This window comes from Candidatus Poseidonia alphae, from assembly GCF_943787815.1.
GTDB classification, from domain to species: Archaea; Thermoplasmatota; Poseidoniia; order Poseidoniales; family Poseidoniaceae; genus Poseidonia; species Poseidonia alphae.
This window is the reverse complement of record NZ_CALSNW010000003.1, coordinates 667,726-687,423: the sequence shown is the minus strand read 5'-3', so window position 1 is coordinate 687,423 and position 19,698 is coordinate 667,726. Positions and strand designations below refer to the sequence as shown.

The window sequence follows — 19,698 nt, the reverse complement described above, 5'->3', positions numbered from 1 at the left end:
TAAGGGTGCATGGTGACAATTAGGGCCCTGTGAGCCTTCATTTTTCATCGAAACATGAGTTTGGGCCCTTAGGAGGAATTGTTATACGGCGTCAGCGAAGCCAAAACAACATGGGTAGTTGCCCTTATTGCCGCAGCACTACGCTGCCTAGCGACACGATTTGCTATTCGTGTGGAAGAGTCCTGCCGAAAGGTGGCCGTTCATCTTACCGTCTTGAGCAGCAATTTTCCCATGGTTCGAAAGACACGACCTACAAGATGGCTAAGAAACCCTCTAAGCGTGGTTTGGTTCAAACTCATTCCGGGCGGAAACGGAACATCATGAAGCGCCGCAAGAACCGATTCAGAAGCGTTGTCATGCTCTTTTTGGTTGCTTTTGTCATGCTTTCACCACAGGCAAGGGAACATGTTTTGGGTGAATTCGGTGGAATCGATGAGTACCTTCAGGCGGCGATGGCTCCCTACCACATCTACCCCGTTGAGGCATCATACACCCTTTCTAAGGTGGCTGATGTGCAAAACAATGCGGTTGAAGGCCACATTGTTGAGTCCATTCTGATCCCTCCCCTTGTAACTTCTGCCATGGGTCTGGCGAGTCAATTTGACTATTCTAACGGCGATCCTTCCTTGGAGCCTACGACCATTCAAAAAACTGAATTGATTACAATGGTCGTCGGTTCACAATCCGTTAACGTCCCTATTGATGGAATGCCGTCTAAGGAACATTCCAATCGGATTACAACGTCTGAAGGCCACGAAATATGGTGGCCAAGCGTTGGCCAAGACGACAATGAGTGCTCGGTTGCCAAGTGTGTCAAGGTCAAGATGAACCTTGGACCAAACGAGGCAACTTCCTATGCATTTAACGTTCAAGTGACCTCATATTCCTACACTTGGTGGAACGACGCTCGAGTCAAATCAATAGTACCTGGTAAATCCATGGGGATCAATGTTGATAATTCTGGAACTTTTGATGATTACCAATTGCGTAACAGTCAGAAAGCATCTGAGTTTGGAACCAAACTTTGGTATGACCGTGGCGGCTCTGCAAGTTATGCTATCAACGGGCAAGATGCCATCGTGAAAAGTGCAGCTGACCAAATCTCATCCTCCCTCCCGGAGGGCAAATCGGACAATGCCTATGCCTTCTCAAGAGCATCTTTTGATTATCTTCATGCATTCGTTGAGTACGATAAGGAGGCCCCAGTTACCGCTCGAAGTGGGCCAGCATGCCTAGCAGGGAATTTGGGTGATTGCGATGAACAGACCAATGCCTACTTCAGCATTCTAAGGACTAAGGGCGTACCGGGGTGGTACACTTTTGGAATTCTAGGTAACCCGCACTTCACCGATGATGGCTGGGAAGCCCACGCATGGGGATACATACAATTGCCTCTCTCAGAAAGTTGGTGTGAAGACCATTCAGTCACCCTAGAGACGTGCTTCGTAGAAGCTCCGGTCGATGTAGTGAACAACAAATGGCTCATCACAACCCCGACTGCATACATTGATTGGATCGAAACCGCAGACCCATCAGGGCAACTTGTTTACGATTATTACCATCAAGTAAAAACCGAACACACGGGCCTTGGAGGAAAGATTGACCGAACACGTAATTTCCTCACAACCGGAGACGTGGACATTGCTGGTGGTTCTTATCAAGTTAAGAAATACGCTGAATCCTTCAGTTGAGGTGTTAATACTATGCGAATTATCATTGGTGGAGCAGGCCGGGTTGGTATTGAACTCGCTCGGGCTCTAAGGGATGAGGAATATGACGTCGTCATCATGGACCAGGATTCTCGTGCTGTCTCAAATGCCCAAGGTCTTGACTGTCTTGTCATACACGGTGATATGACATCTCGAGAAAAACTTATCGAAGCAGGTATTGTAGAGGCTTCAGTTTTCGTTGCTGCAACCCCTTCGGATGAACATAACCTCATCGCCTGTTCCCTCGCAGCCCATGCACATTCATCAGGAGAAGCAAAGCACTCCATCACAAGCATTTGTCGACTTCAAAATCAAGATTACATCGCGGAGTACAAAACTGGTAACCTAAAAAATTGGGCAAAGGTGGATTACGTCGTTAATCCCCTCGCGGGTGCGATTCAGCGTCTCAACGCCGGTTTGCGTTCAACTGACATTGAAGAGGTGATACCTTTTGAGAACGATGCGTACGTTATCGAGATGGAAGTTGGAGAATCGGCACATACGGTGACCAATCGAACCCTCGGTGAGTTGGCTGAAGACATGGTTCACGGAATACCGTCGGTCGTGGGCCTCAAACGAAAAAATCAACGAAGCATCATCCCCACTGCAGATACGCAGTTGCAAAAGGGAGATCGTGTTGCAGTCGCTACAATCGGACTGGACAGTTTCAATCCAGCCCTCATCATGTTTGGCCATGAACTCACCTATTTTCCCGATGTACCTAAGGTCGCGGTCATTGGAGCAACCGCCATTGGAACTAAAATGGCTGCCGAGTGGCTCAATCATGGCGCATGGGTGACGGTAGTGGAACGAGACTTGCATCGTGCGAATCAACTCGCAGGCTCTCAAATCGGGGCCAATCCTCATCTCGAAATTATCCATGGTGACCATTTGGACCGAACGATTTTGACCGAGGTTGGAATTGACACCCACGATGTTGCAGTAAGTGCCCTCGATAACGACCATGAAAATATTGCAGCCGTTCTTCTAGCCAGTGACATGGGTGTTGATCGAACGGGACTCATGCTGTATGATGCAGATCTAGTCAAAGTGACTCAGAGAATGGGAATCTCCTTTGCAGTTGATCGACGCAGGGTTGCGGTGGACAACATGTTAACCCATATTCATGAAAAGTTGTCAGGCCGGTTTGCACTGCTTTCAGAAGTTCCAAACGTTGTTGGGCTGACATTTGAGGTGACTGAAAAAGCAAAATTCGCTGGGAAAACCGTTGCTGAAGCACAATTTCCAGACTCTATGAAACTGGCCTTCATCAAGCGATTAAATCTTGCAGGTGAATGGGAAACAACGAAACCAACCGATGACCATATCCTCCTAGAGAATGACCTTGTCATACTTTTCTGCCACCAAGACAAGATTCCTGATGCAGAAAAGCGGTTTAGGGTGTAATCATGCGACGTGACGTGTTGTTCCTTATCCTAGGATGGACGCTCATTGCGTTGACCGTTCCGTTGGCGCTTTGCGGGGTCCTCACGATATTCCTCGATGACTGGCAGATGGCCCTTTATTCGTTTGCAATACCTGCTGTGCTGTCGGCATTTTTAGGCACCCTTATGCTCACTTTTGGTACCAGGACCGATACCTCTGAACGATTGCGAGACCGTGAAGCATTCGCTGCAGTGGCCCTTGTATGGCCCATCGCGGTGTTCATTGGTGCACTTCCATTTTGGCTGGGTGGAATGTTTGTTGGACCATTTACGGACGGTGCAGAATTGATCGATATCCTCCGTGGGGCTGTTAATTCATGGTTTGAATCAATGTCAGGTTTTACCACAACAGGGGCCACCGTCATTTCCCACAACATGAGTCCAAATTGCATACCAGGTGTGACCCCCGATTGCATCAATGCTCAGCCCAAAGGTTTGCTCATATGGAGGTCGTTGACGCAATGGTTTGGAGGAATGGGAATCATTATGCTTGGTATGATGATTTTATCGCGGGTCATCGGGGGCGGAATGGCTCTTGCACGTGCCGAACTTACTGGACCGTCTCTTTCCAGACTTCGTCCAAAATTGAAGCAAACAGCTTTCGCATTATGGGGTCTGTATCTTTTCCTTACCTTCATTGAGTTTTTACTTCTGTACTTTACAGGAGCAATGAACCTCTTTGATGCGGTTAATCATTCGCTAACGACCATGCCTTCGGGGGGTTTTTCAACACATGATGCCAGTATCGGCTATTATGATTCAGTTCTCGTTGAATCGATCATTATCGTCTTCATGTTCCTTGCTGGCGTCAATTTCACGCTCCTCTGGTTTATTCGAGATGGTGATGTTAAGAAAGCATTTGGGGATGAAGAATTTCGCAATTATGCCATGTATGTTTTCGTGGCTTTTGTAGCGATTTTCATCGCCCTACGAGTTTCCGGTTCTTCTGCGACTGACTCGATTCGTGAAGGGCTCTTCCAAGTTGTTTCATTTGCTACATCTACCGGTTATACTTCTACGGATTACATGGATGAATCATGGCCATTGTTCGGTCATTTGGTTCTGTTTATCCTCATGGTTATCGGTGCAAGTGCCGGTTCTACCAGTGGTGGGTTGAAGATATTGCGGGTTACATTGGCGTTCAAGGTTGCCGCAAGGGAACTCGTAAGAATCGCCCAGCCTCGTAAAATACAGCATATTCGAATGAATGGGGAAGTTGTTGCAGAAAAGCAAATTGGATTGATTATTGGAATGTTATTCATTTGGGTTGGTCTGTTTTTCATATCAAGTTTGGTTCTGTCAATTTTTATGCCGGAAGATAGTTTTGAGAGCGTCACCATGGTTGTAGCCTCTTCACTTGGAAATACTGGTCCGACCTTGGGAGATTTCGGCCCGACCCAAACGTGGGAAAGCATGAACTCAGGCGCACTTATCATCACTTCGATCCTGATGTGGTTTGGCCGACTTGAATTGCTGACCGCTGTGATTCTATTGCACCCGCACACCTGGCGTAGAGAAGATAAATCAGATGGAGAGACTCAAGGCATGGCGCTTCTCAAGCGTATGCTTCAAGAAAAGAATGAACCGAAATCAAAATAACTTCATCTGACCGGGTGCATCTGAAGCGTCATCGTCATCTTTTTGCGGCTTGGGTGAAGTCGTTTTTTGTTCAAGAGGGGGTTCTTGAGCCAGTGGTATCGGGGGTAGGACTTCTTTAATTTTAGCCGTATATTCTTCGGAGGCTTCTTTGTAGGTTTTTACCAACTCTTTTGTTGACCGCCGTGATGCAGCAAGTCCACACAACGATGTGTGTTCCTCAGCCGAGAGTCCTATTTGGAAGGAGATGTCGAAATCGTTTGGATTTCCAAGAGGAGAATCTTCTCGTCCTAAAAGCATTAATGCCGGTAAAAACTCTTCCCGAGTCGTTGCTTTACTTGTACCGCTCAACGAGCTCAGTTTTTCAATGATGCTCGGCCGATTGACTTGCCCTCCCCGGCGTAAAAAATTGGGGTAAGATGGAAATATTCTCCCTTGGATAGTGGTCGGATTTGCAACAGAGGCTGCTAATGAAGACAAGTGCTGTGTCCAATAGGTTGAGCGGTGGGCTGTGTTGAGATACCTGCCCATAAGCATCTTATCTGCCTGCTTTAAACTCGATGAACCTCGTTGAATCCCACCGTTGTTTCCAAAGAGTGAAGCATTGTTCCAATGAACCCAATTGAGAAGTTCACTCGGGTCTTTGTCGATGGTCCGTGTAACCGTCAACGCATCAATTGCAGTTCTCGCCCGATAAAGCGAGTCAAGGCCGGGAAATATTTCAACCGACACATCTCGCTGGCTTGCTTCTGCGTGCGAGGTCACAATCTCTGAGGTCAAGGGTCCTTTGAGGCCACTAGCCATCACCTGTAGGTCGCGTACTAAGGCACGTAAATCTCCATGGTTGGATTCAACCAAGGCGGTGATCGCAGCATCATCAAACGGTATATTTTCCTCTCGTAAAACACGGCGTGCAATCCTTCGAAGTGCCTCATTATTGGCTCGGTCAAAAATAATTTTTTGGAGATGCTTTCCAAATCGGTCCCGAGTAGAGCGCCAGGAGGAATTTTTACCCCAAAGACCCATTTCCTCATTACAAGCAAGTATGACGGGTTGCTTGGTTTGTGAGAGCAGATTGAGCAATTCTGCTTTACCCCCGGAATCACCCGAAAGAGTGACCCGTTGTTCATTGGTTTCGTTTGATTCCATAGCCTTTGCAATTCGCTCTTGGCTGACTTCCCGAAGCCCCCCAGAAAGATGGTCAACTTCATCGAGGAGGATGAGGGTCCTTGATGGTGGGGCTGTTGGGTCATGAAACAAAGAACGGTGAGTTGCACCGTTGGTCGCAGCCTTGCGTATTGCTGCAGCATTTCGTGCATCACTCGCATTGAGTTCAATAACGTTCCATCCCATATCTTCGGCGATGGCTCTCGCTACAGTTGTTTTTCCAACTCCAGGTGGCCCGACGAGTAGCAAGGCTTTCTTCTTGGGCGTACCCGCTTTCCAATCGTCAAGCCAAGTTCGGATTTTTCTTCGTTGAACTTCATTTCCTTCCAAGTGTTGTTCACTTTTGGGTCGGTAGCGCTCGGTCCAATCGCTTGCGCCACCCATGATTGGAACAAGGTGGCGAGGGTTCATCAATCTTCACACGTGGAAGCATTCGTGTTCCGCAACTGAAGGCCGAGTCAACCATCATCGAGTTAGACTTTCGATGCTGACCCGAATTTGCTCTCCGTTGTCTCTGTTCCGTACGGTGACGGTTCGGTCCTCGAGTGACTGGTGGTCAATGGTGATGCATTTGGGTACCCCGATTTCATCGGCACGAGCATATCTTCTCCCTATAGAACCGCTTCCATCGTACATGGATACGATTCCTGTTCTGGTGCAAAATGCTCGGTGAAGGTCCATGGCTAAGTCATCCATCCCATCCTTTTCGAACAACGGAAATACCGCATAATCAACCGGCACAATGGTGTGTTTCAGCTTCATTGTGGTGTACACGTCACCGTCTTTGTCGCTTTCATGATACGCATGGTCGATCATATGCCAGATGATTCGGTCAATTCCGAAGGCTGGTTCAATGACATGAGGAATATACCACTCTCCAGTCTCCTTGATGGTCAATTGATTTGGTTTGACATGTTGTGCCTCAACCGTCACAATGTCCCCGGTCGGTAGCGTGACTTGTATCGGGAAATCAGTCGCTTTAGGGAGCTCCTCTACCGCAACTTTGACCGCTCCAGCAAGAGCTTTGAACGTCGGGCCAACGGTTGCTCCGTTGATGGTCCATGCATCGATCGTTGTTGTTTTTGGTTCTTCAAATTCACGGCGTGCATGCAATGATTTGCCTGTTGCTTTGTGATGGGATTCGAGATCGTAACATCCTCGGTGAGCAACACCAACGCATTCAATCCAGCCATACGAACCATGGATTTCAATATCCCAACAATCTTTTGCATAGTGAGCCATTTCATCTTTCTCATGCTGCCTGAATCGTATCTTGGAGGGATTGATCCCCATGTTGACCAAGAAATCATAGGTCATTCCGAGGAATTGGGCAACGGTTGGATGATGAATGACCCCATCTTCATGGGCTTTGGCCAGCGTTGAAGTAAATTCAGGGGTGTCTTGGGAAATGAAGGTGATGATTTGGTCCTGCCATGCTGACAAATCCACATGAACAGGTGCTTCTGGGTCAATGAAATATTCCAATTCCGCCATGTTGAATTCTCTTAATCGAATCATACCTTGGCGTGGAGCGATTTCATTTCTGTAGCCCTTACCAACTTGGACTGCCCCGAAGGGGAGTCGTTCTCTGAAGTGTCGGTAAATCGAAGGGAACGAGGTGAACATACCTTGTGCTGTTTCCGGACGAATGAAGCCGGCACGGCCCGATGCGCCTGAACCAATCGTAGTGTTGAACATCAAGTTCTGAGCGATAACATCGTTCCAATCGCTTGCGTTACAGGCTGGACACGCGGGGTTGATTGAGTTCAGTAGATTCTGCAACTCATCTCGCTTGAGCGCATCTGGATTTGGATGATGAGGCTCAAGAAGCGTATCTGCACGGCTTGCTTCATCGCAAGCCTTGCACGATGTCATGAAATCTGAAAATTCACCTACATGGCCGCTTGCTTCCAATACCTCGTAGGGTGTGACCGTCGGGCAGGATAACTCAACGATGTTACCGAGTTGCAACCAATGCTCCAACCAGGCCTGATTCACACGAGAACGAAGGCGTCCTCCAACAGGTCCAAAGTCGTAGAGCCCTTTTGCACCACCATAGATTCCAAATGCAGGCAGAAGGAACCCTCTTCGCTTGAGCATCTCGTTCAAGCGTTCTAAACGGCCGTCGCCTTCTTCGGTCACGAGTTCACCTGTTGCATGCTAAGGTGGACTGCCTATGAACTTCACCGAATTAATCGGGTCATCCAAAATGATTCAAAGATACACATCGTTAAATCGGGCGGTCCACTCCCTCAAGTATGGGACAGGCAATGGTCGCCATTGTACAAGACGACTGCACAGGTTGTGACCTGTGCATTACTCATTGCCCGTTTGAAGCGTTATTGCCCCTCAAGGTCAATCCAGAAGGGCGTAAGCGTCCAAAGCGTCCCGTTGTAGTCATTGAACAGAATTGTGTAGGTTGCCTTTCTTGCATCGGTTCATGCCCAACGGATGCGCTCCATGAAATCTCATTGCCTCCAATTTCCCTTGAGTCTCCTCTTTTGGACCCCGCTCAACGACCAGAAACTGAACCGTTCAACCGTTGGAAGAAACGGGAGACTCGCTGGGCCTAAGTTTAGGGAATAATGCGATAGTTCTTTAACAACCTTGCACACGCTTCGCGTCACACGGGTGTGGAAAATAAAATGGCAGAAATAGTCTACTTGGATTCTCCAATGGAATCCGAACCACTTTACGAACAGCTCTGCCCACCTGTTCGAAATTGGTTTAGAGACAAATTTCCAGATTTTACTGAGCCTCAAAAACTAGCCATTCCTTCGATTATGAACAAGGAACATCTCTTGCTCTGTTCACCTACGGGATCGGGTAAGACATTGACAGCCTTCCTTTCCATCATTGACAATTTGGTTCGGCTCTCTTTGGAACAAAAGTTAGAGAAAAAAGTTCATGCGATTTATATTTCACCGATCAAGGCCCTTGCGAACGACATTCAAAGAAACCTTATTGGGCCGCTCAAGGAAATTACAGAAAAATATCTGCCTGACCGAGCCCAAGAAATTCGTGTTGGTCTGCGTACCGGTGATACTTCACAATCCGACCGACAAAAAATGCTTCGTAAGCCCCCTCACATTCTCATTACTACACCCGAAAGTTTGGCCATTGCTATCACGTCGCCTCGATTCCAACCTATAGTGAGCGAAGTCGAATACATGATTATTGACGAATTGCACTCAATGGTTTCTACCAAACGAGGCGTCCATCTCTCTCTCACGCTTTCGCTGCTTGATACCCTTTTGAAAAACCCGGTTCAAAGAATAGGTATTTCTGCTACAATGGAGCCTTTGGAAACCGTTGCAGAATACCTCGTGAGCAGTGATGACCGGGAAGCCAGAGGTCAAATGACGAAGGTATCCATCGCCAAAATTTCGGGTTCTCGTGAACTCGATTTGGACATTCTCATCACCCATCCTAAATTTAGTGATTTACCGGTGATGAAAATTCTGGAGTACAACATTGAAGCTATCGCAGACCTCATCAGTGCACACACCACGACCCTTGTCTTTGCGAATACGAGGAAAATGACCGAAACAATCGTTCAACGCTTACGCCCGTTCTTGGGTGATTTGGTCGCTGGCCATCACGGTTCTATGGACAAAAACATTCGGTTGGATGTTGAACGTAAACTCAAGTTAGGCCATCTAAGAGCAGTCGTGACATCGTCATCGCTTGAGATGGGTATTGATATTGGTTCAGTTGACTTGGTATTGCAAGTCGGTAGTCCGGGTGATATTGCTACTGCTTTACAACGGATTGGGCGGGCAGGGCACCACGTGGGCGGTATTCCACGAGCTCGTTTCCTTCCCTCAAGTGTTGACGATTTGATTGAACTTGCAGCCCTTCAAGCCGCCATTCAAACAGGAGATATGGACCGCCTTGATTTTCCTCAAAATTGTTTGGATGTTGTAGCTCAATTCATGATCGGTCTTGTCATTATCAACCAACTTGATATCGACGAGGCATATGAGATCATTGTGAATTCATGGTCGTATCGGAATTTCCAATATGACGATTTCATTGAAGTTCTTGACATGCTTGAAGAAGAACGTCGTGTTTGGGTTGATTGGGAAGAAAATATTTACGGAAAACGAGGATATTCCCGAATGATTTACTACACAAACATTGGGACAATTGCTCCAGATAATTCCTATCTTGTTTTCAATGCAGAAGGCTCGATTCTTGGACAATTGTCGGGTTCCTTTGTCTCCAATCTCAGAGGTGGCGATGTAATTCTGCTCGGTGGTTCTACCTATAGAGTGACCAACATCCAGGGGACGAGAGTCAATGTCACCTCGGTAACTGGCCACCGGCCGACCATTCCGTCATGGTCTGGAGAGGCACGTTCACGGAGTCGTGAATTGTCCAAAGCCCTCCTCGACCTTATCGGTCATTGCATCGTCGCACTTCGTCGGGAACAAGACCCTCGCATCTTATTGCGTGACGCATATGGACTTTCCAAAGAAGTTGCCAGCGCCATTGCGCGCCATTTGGAAGAGCATTCAATCGATTCGTTTCAGGTCCCGGACCCTGACCGAATTCTCGTAGAACAGGTCATCACTGGCGCCCACCCTACCTACATGATCACCACATGCCGTGGCCGAGGTTTCAACACAGCACTCGGATATTTCATGGCGGGATTGGCTGAGGCGAACAACATTTCAGTCATTGAAATGTCCTTTGATGAAAACGGATTGTTGTTGCGTACTTCCCAAGAGGTCGACCCGGGAGAGATGTACACAGCATTCCGAAACAACAATCACATTGAAGTCATTGAACGCTACATTATCAATACTCAAATTTTTGCTAAGAGGTTTAGAGAGGTTTCTGGGCGTTCGTTGATTATTCCAAAGCGGATGGGTGCAGAGGAAATCAGTCCACAACAATTCCAACAGCGGGCTGAGGCCCTTCTCAACAAGCATCGAACCACCGACGGTAGTTTGCTGATGCGTGAAGCAAAGAATGAAATCATGTTTGGGGATATTGACATGATCGGTCTTGAGGCGTTTTTGCAAGCCTGCATGAGCGGAGATGCTCGGATTGTCCACACCAAGGTCGTCGTTCCCTCTCGACTGGGCATGTCACTCTTCATGTCAGCCTTTGAAGATTTGATGTCAATGAAAACACGGGCGTTTTTGGTCAAAGATATCGACCCTGCGATTCTCCAACGATTGCTTGGAACACGTTCGTTGGCTACAGAATTAACAGCCGAGCAACTGACCGATTTTTATGCAAACAAGGCACCAGTTCCTACGAATTCAAAGGAATTGTTCCGCCTGATGAGTCATGGTGGCGGTTTGGATCGAGAGTTTCAGAACCCACTTTACAAAGAAAAACTTGCTAACATTCCCATTCCAACCGTTGCTGGATGGGTTGAAGAACTGATTCAATCCGGTGAAATCACGAAGGTTGACGGAACCGGCCAAGAGGAACTTGACGGCAAATGGTTCTCTCCATACATGGCTGAAATCCACGGAACTCTCGGTTGCTTGGCCGTGAACGGCGGTAAAGAGGTTGAGGACCTTCGTGAGCTTCATACCCGTGGAATTACCTACGACATAGCAACAGCATATGATGGGACCACGCCAACGGTATGGGAAAAACAAATTCTCAGTGACCCTCAGGAAGCAATGCGAGTCAAAATCATCGAAATGCTGGGCTCCGAAGGTCCGAAGACATCGGATGAACTCGACCTTCGCCTCCCCTTCCCTCTTGCTCTTATTGAACGGGTTTTGCATAATTTAGAAACACGCAATGTGATTTCAGTAGGGTTCTTTCGTCAAACAGATGATGCAGAATACATTCTCAAGGTTGATGAACACCGTTTGACCGGTGGTAAGGAAGAAGTTGTAGAATACCGATGGATTCAGAACATGGTGTTGGAAAAATCGTTCAAACAATACGATGATGGTTTCTCCGCATTCAATGAGCATGTCCTGTTCCAGAAGCAACAAGAACTCCTTTACCGCATCAATGAATTCAAGTTCAGTGATTGGAAGGACGTTCAACTGGATTCCGATGTGATCATGGGGCGATTGCTCCACAATCGAATAGGCTACACAACAAAACGTAACATCGGTGTCCTTCTCGGGCTCAAGCCTGAACCGTGGATTGGACCGATGGAAGATGAAATCTTGAGTAAAATCCCTCCGGGTGAAAACGTCACTCGGCAGGAAATCATGGCTAATTATCCTAAAGGGGATGAGCACAAGGCCTTGCAACGCGATCTCAAGAATGCCCTTTCCAATTTGGAACGCCAAATGTTGGTGGTCAAGCAGTTTGAAGACGTCACAGGCAGAAGGCGCCGTCTCTCATTGTTCCACCGTGTGCATGGAGTCTACGAACCGTTGAGTTTTGAAGATGCACTGGAAGAAATCATTCGACGTATGGGTCCAGTCAAAGCGAACACATTACGCTTCTATGTCTCTCGCAGTTACGAAGACCTCACCATAGCACTGATGAATCTTGAGAAAGAAGGTCGCATCTCCAGAGTCGTCGCTTTGGTCCCTGAACCTGAATCCTTCTTCTGCGCACCTGACGAAGTTGAATTGCTTCTCCGTCCCCGTCGAGAAGACCGTACGGTTCGTATCTTGACCCAGTCAGACCCCTACGTGTCTCGTTTCATATGGGAAGTTCGAAGCGTATTGGACCGTGGATGGTACCTTCCAATTTTCAAAGGTGTGGACCCGATTGGTAAGGTACTCATGTTCAAGGTTAACGATTATCTCGAAATAAAAGACCTGCACGTTCCCACGGCTTATCTGGATGAATTCTGCCAGGCTTTTGAGATTCTTCTTGATAATCACGCAGCCCAGCTGGTGGACGTTGCTGTACTGTCAAACTTCAACAGCGAACCCATCACCGCTCTTGATGAAACGACTCGAAGTGCTTTGGAATCGATTGGATTCAAGCCCACCGGTGAACGCATGATTAGGGGTGCAATCGTTGACCCTCAGCCACGGGAAATCGCCGAGCGTGCATTGTTCCATAAGCACCATCTGCACCAGGCTACACGTCATGAGAACGAAATCCAAGCCCTCAAGAAAGTCACTGAAATCCGAGATGACTTTGCCCTCAGAGGTCGCTGTGAATTGTACCGTGTAAACCTCAAGAGCATGGCCAGTGCCCACCGACTTCACCAAGGAATCAATCTCCGTGGGCATCAAGTTTGGGCATCTTACGAGCACTTCCAGGACATCCTCGTTATTCGAAACGAGCCTGCTGACGATGAGTTGTGGGACATCGTGGAATTCTTCAGCACCAATTCTGATCCTAACCTGTTCAAAGAGCGTCATGCACTCAGCCAAGCAGAATTTAGAAAGTTGGTTCAACCTCTCATTCGAAGTGGGCATATCGTACAGGATTTCCGAGGTGGATTCAGAACCGTTCAACTCAGACCGAACGTTGACCGCGTTGAGTTGCGTCGAGAATTCATACGTAAACTCGTTGAACAATACCCAGTCATTACATTGCGGCAACTCACCCAACTCGCTGGTACATCGTTCAAGCCTGAGGAACTGAAAGCAGTCCTCAACGTCTTTGAAGAAGACGGTACACTGATCAAAGGCTTCCTTGTAGAAGATTTCCATCAAGTTTGCTGGGGCCGTAAGGAACTGTTGGAAGAGGCTCGCTCAATTCCTTCCATACGAGACTTCGTCCTCCCACCTTCCGACCCAATCGCCCCCTACTTCGCTGATATCATGAAAGAACGATTTGGCTTTGGTTCGGCCTATTTGGTGTTCAGGAATGCAGAGCCAGTGGCTGCCTTCAAGGCAAATACTCGTAACAAGATTATCGATGTTAAGGATTATGAAGGTTCAGAGAAAGCGTGGCGAATTGTCAAGGAATTCGCTTGGGAGCATCAAATGCCTTTGCAAACCGATTTGAGAATTGGTGGTAAAAAATTACAATGAAACTCGTACATAGGGTTTCGGAGACGTTGCGTGGTGGATTTACCATGATGGTCGAAACACCTCATTGGCGTTCGTGAGTCCTCCAAATGTGATATTTTCGTCAAAACACCATACCAATTTTTTGATAAGGGAAGAAGGTATGAGAATTATCATGAAGAAGTCCCTTGCACTCGTTGTGCTGTTCCTCGTCAGTCTTGCGACTCCAATGGTTGGGACATCCCAATCTGAAACGCCGGATTCAATCGAAGTATTGTACACGGTTGTGAATCCTGCAAACAACAACACGTATCATCTTCTTTCTGCGGCTTCATGGGAAGATTCTGCCTCCTATGCTCTTTCTTTGGGTGGCTTCCTCACGACTGTTGATGATGAGGCAGAAAACTCATGGCTGTTCAATACCTTTGCCGCATGGGACAATCAATCCCGACACCTGTGGACGGGCTTGTCCGATTTCAACGCTGAAGGAAATTACCGATGGCATGATGGCACCCCGTTCCTTTACCGTGATTGGGGTGACGCACAGCCTTCGGCTGGTGGTGACGAAGACTACGTTCACATTGCAAGCACGAACATGGGCAACATCATGCCAGGCACTTGGAATGATTTGGAAAACGATCCCCAGTATTTCCCAGTATACGGAGTCGTAGAAATCGGTCCTGGTGCGGATTACTCCCTGCGATTCAACGGAGACGGAGACCATGTTGTCGTAGAACACGACCCAGGAATGGATTTTTCAAATTTGACAAGTCTTTCTTTAGAAGGATGGATCTACCCCTACGCCGATGAAGGATTACAATTCATCATGATGAAGGGAGATTACGGTTGGGGACTTTATCTCAACGGTGATTCTTTGGCGTATTCATCACAATACAGCCTTTCTCAGCACCCTGTTTCAAATCAATCGGTCGAGGTCAATGCGTGGACACATGTCCGCGTTGACATAGAAATTGGCGTCGGTGGAGAATTTTTCATTAACGGTGAGTCAGCAGGACTCATTGATTCAGAAGATGCCAAAATCCCGCTCGGAGATTTCGGTTCAAACGATTGCTTTACCTCCGGCGAAGAATGCGATGAATTTTACATCGGTCGAATGGGTGCAGGTTGCGACTGCAACTATTTTGGTGGAATGATGGACAACCTCTCAATCTCAATAGGCGTGAACGGATCAAACGATTCGAACCTCCAATCAGAATGGACCTTCCCTGAAGGTGAAGGCGACACAACTGTTGATTCAGTGATGAGCCTCCTTAATTCTACCACCACTCAATCGAGTTACCGCCAAGGTGAGATCATTGGGGCGGACTGGGTCATGCCCGACGGAAGTATCGTAGCCCAGGCTGTTGAACTCTTCATTGGAGAAGAACATGTGGTCGATGAAGCAAATGCAGGAGATACCCTCCTTTTCTTCACAGAGGTTGAGGCATATACCCGTGAATTGACTTGGTTTTCTTCTGCGTTCAAATTTGACTATTATGAGGATCCTGTGAACTATGAAGTGTACATTGGGTTTGGGTCAATTCCGAATGAGTGGAACAATAATGGCTCCTTCACAGCTGACTTTGGTTGGGGGTATCAACAATGGTCATGGCCCCCAGAAGGCGTGGTTTGGTTCGTTCTGATTCCCGATGACGAACTTGAAGACTTATCAATTTCCATCGAAGCCCAGGTGGCGGACCCACCGCCAACATTGGACGACATGACAGAACTCAAACAAAGCATCGCTGTGACCAACCAAGAGATCAGTACGCCTGGAAATTTCGACGATATCGGTATGAATTATTACTACATCAATGTTACAGAACCCCTTGCAGATCTACGAGTACGTACCTACGGTGGACGCGGAGATGTGGATTTGGGGATGTCGTTTTACAGCCCACCCGAACCTGATTTCTGGTGGGACTGGGAGGAGCCCTTCTTTGAAGACGAGAAGGAAGACTCTGTTTCCATTGATATCATGGAGGTATGGTCAACAGAGCCTGGAAACGACGAAGAAGTCCACCTGTTCAATGTTGAACCCGGATTGTATTACATTACTGCATATACCACACGCATGGCGAGAGGATTTACCATTGTAGCCGACTTTGTATATCCACCTGAGAACATCGACCCAGATGATGCAATCACATTGACTCCTGGTGTTGAGTATGGCTTGCTCAGTGGTTATGACGGTCTTTCGCAATATTTCAAAGTGGATGTCCCTCAAGGTACCGAACGGCTCATTGTTGATTTGTCAGACGGTGATGGCGAAGCAAGCCTCTACATGCGTCTTGACCAAGCCCCGACATCTTCAACCTATGATCACCATTCGACCAGTGAAGGAGCGGGTGACAGAATTGCCTTCAACGACCCTACCCCGGGGACATGGTACATTCTTCTCAATTCCAAATCGGCGTTTACAGGTGTCAATATCCTTGCCGATTTCGCAGAACGTTACGTTTGGGATTACGATGGCACACCCATTCAACTCTACAATGACGAGCCTTTGGAAGGAATCAGTATTCCAAAGGGTCAATCGATTGAATTGTATGCAGTTCTTGAAGAACCAGGCAACGTGTTCATCATTGAATCGTCAGGAGGGAGTGGAGACATTCAAATTATCATTGACGGTGTTCAATATGAACTCATATTTGGCGGCGGTGGCGGTCGGCCCGGTGGTTTTGAACTTGAAACTGAAACAGACGATGTGACCATCAAGAGCGGAACATCTGGAACGAATCATATGGTGACGCTCGAATTTCCGATGAACGGAATCATGGAAATCAAAGTGACTGGAATTAGCGATGCCGAAGAGGTCACTCTGGTGGCGTTTTGGGATGAATCCGATTTCCCGATTGACCCCGTTGACCCCGTGGAACCCACCCAACCTACAGAAGCTACATCTTGTGTAGTTCGTGCTGAAAAAGATTTTTCCTCTTCTGACGCAGACGGTTCTGGAGTCCTCGAACCCGACGAAATCGGAATGGGAGATGACGATATGATCACGTCAGCTGGTCCTCGAATTCTCATGATTTTTGATTCAAATGGCGACGGGGTCATTGAGTACGCAGAACACCTCCAAGTGATGTGCTCATGTGACAATGAAATGATGTCTGTATACGCCGAACTTTCTCCTTATGGTGGTGAGGTTTCAATAGAGGTCCTCGAAAACCATGAGGCGCAAAATGAATACGATTTCGCGTCGGTTGACGCTAATGAAAATGACTTTATCGATGCTGAAGAACTCGAACTTCTTCTGGTACTGTGTGAGACCACATTCTCGGCTTTTGATAAGGATGGAGACGGGGTTCCTGATGATGATGATGCGTTTCCTGAAGACCCTGATGAATCGGTTGATACCGATGGGGACGGTGTTGGAGATAATGCCGACCTTGCACCAAGTGTTGCGAACGATTTGATCTATTCATCTGCAGCTTTGGTCTTTATCATTCTTGCTGGGTTGCTTTTCGCATTCATGAGAACAAACCGAGATCAGCCCGGTCTCAAGGATTGGGGCGATGAACAACGCATGGATGCTGCTATTTTTGACATGAACCAAGAGGATGGCTCTTCCTACGCTGAATCGGCGAGCGAGTCTCTTGAATCGATACCACCACTCGACTTGCCAACGATGTCCGAACCGCTTGAAATTCCCTCCTCACTTGACCTTGGGACAAATCCTTCGGTTGATGTTCCAGATGCAACGCTCATGGGCATGGTCCTTGACGGACAGGAAACGATTGAGTTCCCATCCGGAAGCGGTGTTCTATGGATCCGTGATGAACCTGAACACGCATGGGAGCAAAAGAGGTAACCTCAATTTTGAGGAATGACAAATCCATCCCATCTTGACATATACGTCACGAAGGTATCGCTGAGTCCAGCCTGTTTCAAATGCTCGACTGTAAAGGGTGGTTTCTTTGGGGATGAATCACCCTTGGATAATTGTTGAGGCCAATCATAGTGGGCGATTCCAGCCCGCCCAACCCCTACCAAATCAGCGCCTTCATCCATGGCGAATCTTACATCTTCTCCATCCCAGATCTTTCCTGTGGTAATGATGGGTATCTGGCCTTCAAGGTGATTGCTAAACCACTTTGTGAGAGAGATTTCTTGGCCGTATTTATCCGCTTGTGTTTGGAACACATCCCAACAGGAAACATGAATGAAGTCAAGACCCCAACCAGCACACCATTTTGCAACTTGTAGGGTCTCCTGTAATTCAATCCCTAAATCTTGAATGGTTGGAGAAAGCCGTACTCCGACAATAAATTCTTGAGAGGTTTGAGCACGAACTTGTTCAATGATGCGCTGTAAAAACATGGAGCGACCCATGAGATCACCTCCCCATTGGTCGCTGCGTCTGTTCGTATTGGGGCCAAGGAATTGAGAGATGAGATAGCTGTGGGCGCCATGCAATTCAACACCAGAAAAACCAGCCGCTTCACAACGGGCTGCTGCACTACCAAACGCTATGATGATGGATTCAATTTCATCATGAGTGAGTTCTTTTGTGACAATTCCCATCATACTTGGCTCGGTATTTTCTGAAGCCGAAACAGGTTGAACTCCTGTGAGGTTGAACGGAGATCTCATTCCCCCATGAAACAATTGTGCTAAACTCACTGCCCCATACTCCGACAATTTGGATGCGAGATGAGCAAGTCCGGGTACCTGATGGTCGGACCACACTCCGAGTTCACCTTCCCAACCCCGGCCGTGTTCAGTAACATTGGCTGCGGCAGTGGTGACGATTCCAAATCCCCCTTTCCCTCGTAAGGTGAGCCAATGATGTTCTTCTTGTGAAAGAACGCCGTCATCATGACTTTGCTTGTTGGTTAATGCAGCGAGAACGGTTCGGTTTCGTACGGTTAAACCGGTCCTTGGGAATGTGAATTCTGACAATACATTGGTCATTGAATCACCATGGGTCAATTGTCCCGTTTGGCTTGGGGCTTTGAACGGGCAAAGGGTTCGGAGAGTGCGAGGATATTGCGGTGCATTGATGGAAGAATTTCAAACATGATCAGGGCCATGAGGAACATAGCGAATAGACTGACTATTCGAGCAATGTAGGTGTGTCCGAACTCAAAAACCGATATACCCCAAAGGTCCCATTGAGTATAGGTCATGTGCATCCATATCAGGCCAGCGTTACGAAACACATTGAGCAGGTGAATGAGAGGGACGATGAGGAGAAGTGCCCGAGCGCGTTGTTTCCAATGGAGGTTGAGAACCGATATGGCTCCGATAAAGAGAACCATTGACTGTAATGCAGTACATGCGAGGACGAAATTGATTCCTATTGACCCTCCGTCAGCGAGCATAAGTTCCGATTGGAACGCATATTCTCCTGTAAAATCAGTAGAAAACCAACGATTGCCGTCCCATTGTTCCCAAGAGACCCGTCCACCTGGGGCATTGACCCACGTGGTTCCAACTTCGATGTCTTGACCCCCTGCGAATCCGAGGAACCATGCGGATTGAGTGGCCACAAACAAAATTGCGAGAACGCTGAGATAAGGGACATATGCAATGAGGAGATAAGGCCCACCTGCAAATGCGACCGTACCCCTCGCCCAATTCAAGGCTTCTCGTTGTGGTTCGGTACAGTTCCGTTCCCAAAATGCAATTCCTACGCACAAGGGTAAGGTGAGGGCACACATCACGGTAAGGACCATGTCATTGTGTTCATAATAGGTCCAAGACTGGTTGAAGAAGAATAACCCTACTGCAACCCAACCGATTTGTGCGAGTGGAACTCCTCCATTCTTTCGAAGGAACCAGGAAATGGCGAGTGCAAGCATCCCCGCAGCGCCAATCAATGTCGCAGTGGATGGTTCCATCAGCACAGGTTGACCCAAGCAGAGGTTTCCT

At 47.7% G+C, this 19,698-nt stretch carries 10 protein-coding genes; 6 read left to right on the top strand and 4 right to left on the bottom strand.

The features are described from left to right. The first annotated feature begins 110 nt into the window (after window positions 1-110). The 3 genes from AAA857_RS07705 to AAA857_RS07695 are packed head-to-tail and all read left to right on the top strand — an operon-like array spanning window position 111 to window position 4,753. Window positions 111-1,691 carry a transglutaminase-like domain-containing protein gene (locus AAA857_RS07705; protein ID WP_338174373.1) on the top strand — a complete coding sequence of 527 codons (1,581 nt, stop codon included), beginning with the start codon at window positions 111-113 and terminating at the stop codon, window positions 1,689-1,691. A gap of 12 nt (window positions 1,692-1,703) precedes the next feature. Continuing rightward, complete coding sequence (locus AAA857_RS07700) at window positions 1,704-3,116, top strand: NAD-binding protein (protein WP_338174372.1); 1,413 nt, start codon at window positions 1,704-1,706, stop codon at window positions 3,114-3,116. 2 nt (window positions 3,117-3,118) lie between these two features. Further along, window positions 3,119-4,753, top strand: coding sequence for a TrkH family potassium uptake protein (locus tag AAA857_RS07695; protein WP_338174371.1), 1,635 nt, complete (start codon window positions 3,119-3,121; stop codon window positions 4,751-4,753). Here the strand turns inward: AAA857_RS07695 and AAA857_RS07690 are convergent. Together AAA857_RS07690 and glyS are read right to left on the bottom strand one after the other, a co-directional pair. Continuing rightward, complete coding sequence (locus tag AAA857_RS07690) at window positions 4,745-6,301, bottom strand: AAA family ATPase (protein WP_338174370.1); 1,557 nt, start codon at window positions 6,299-6,301, stop codon at window positions 4,745-4,747. The two genes, AAA857_RS07695 and AAA857_RS07690, sit on opposite strands and share 9 nt — an antisense overlap. An 81-nt stretch (window positions 6,302-6,382) precedes the next feature. Continuing rightward, window positions 6,383-8,059, bottom strand: coding sequence for a glycine--tRNA ligase (glyS, locus tag AAA857_RS07685; protein ID WP_338174369.1), 1,677 nt, complete (start codon window positions 8,057-8,059; stop codon window positions 6,383-6,385). A 116-nt stretch (window positions 8,060-8,175) separates the two neighbouring features. Between glyS and AAA857_RS07680 the strand changes: the two genes are divergently transcribed. The 3 genes from AAA857_RS07680 to AAA857_RS07670 all read left to right on the top strand — a co-directional run bounded on the left by AAA857_RS07680 (window position 8,176) and on the right by AAA857_RS07670 (window position 17,635). Next, window positions 8,176-8,490, top strand: a complete 315-nt coding sequence (locus AAA857_RS07680) for a 4Fe-4S binding protein (RefSeq protein WP_338174368.1) — start codon at window positions 8,176-8,178, stop codon at window positions 8,488-8,490. A 72-nt stretch (window positions 8,491-8,562) separates the two neighbouring features. Next, on the top strand, window positions 8,563-13,845 hold the full coding sequence (locus AAA857_RS07675) for a DEAD/DEAH box helicase (protein WP_338174367.1): 5,283 nt from the start codon (window positions 8,563-8,565) through the stop codon (window positions 13,843-13,845). Between the two features lie 151 nt (window positions 13,846-13,996). Beyond that, window positions 13,997-17,635 carry a pre-peptidase C-terminal domain-containing protein gene (locus tag AAA857_RS07670; RefSeq protein WP_338174366.1) on the top strand — a complete coding sequence of 1,213 codons (3,639 nt, stop codon included), beginning with the start codon at window positions 13,997-13,999 and terminating at the stop codon, window positions 17,633-17,635. A 2-nt stretch (window positions 17,636-17,637) separates the two neighbouring features. Here AAA857_RS07670 and AAA857_RS07665 read toward each other — a convergent pair whose 3' ends face one another. Beyond that, window positions 17,638-18,738 (bottom strand): NADH:flavin oxidoreductase, encoded by a 1,101-nt coding sequence (locus AAA857_RS07665; protein ID WP_338174365.1) that lies wholly within the window; start codon window positions 18,736-18,738, stop codon window positions 17,638-17,640. Between the two features lie 14 nt (window positions 18,739-18,752). Further along, entirely contained in the window at window positions 18,753-19,667 is a 915-nt protein-coding gene (gene artA / locus AAA857_RS07660) for an archaeosortase A (protein ID WP_338174364.1), read from the bottom strand. Window positions 19,668-19,698 lie beyond the last annotated feature (31 nt).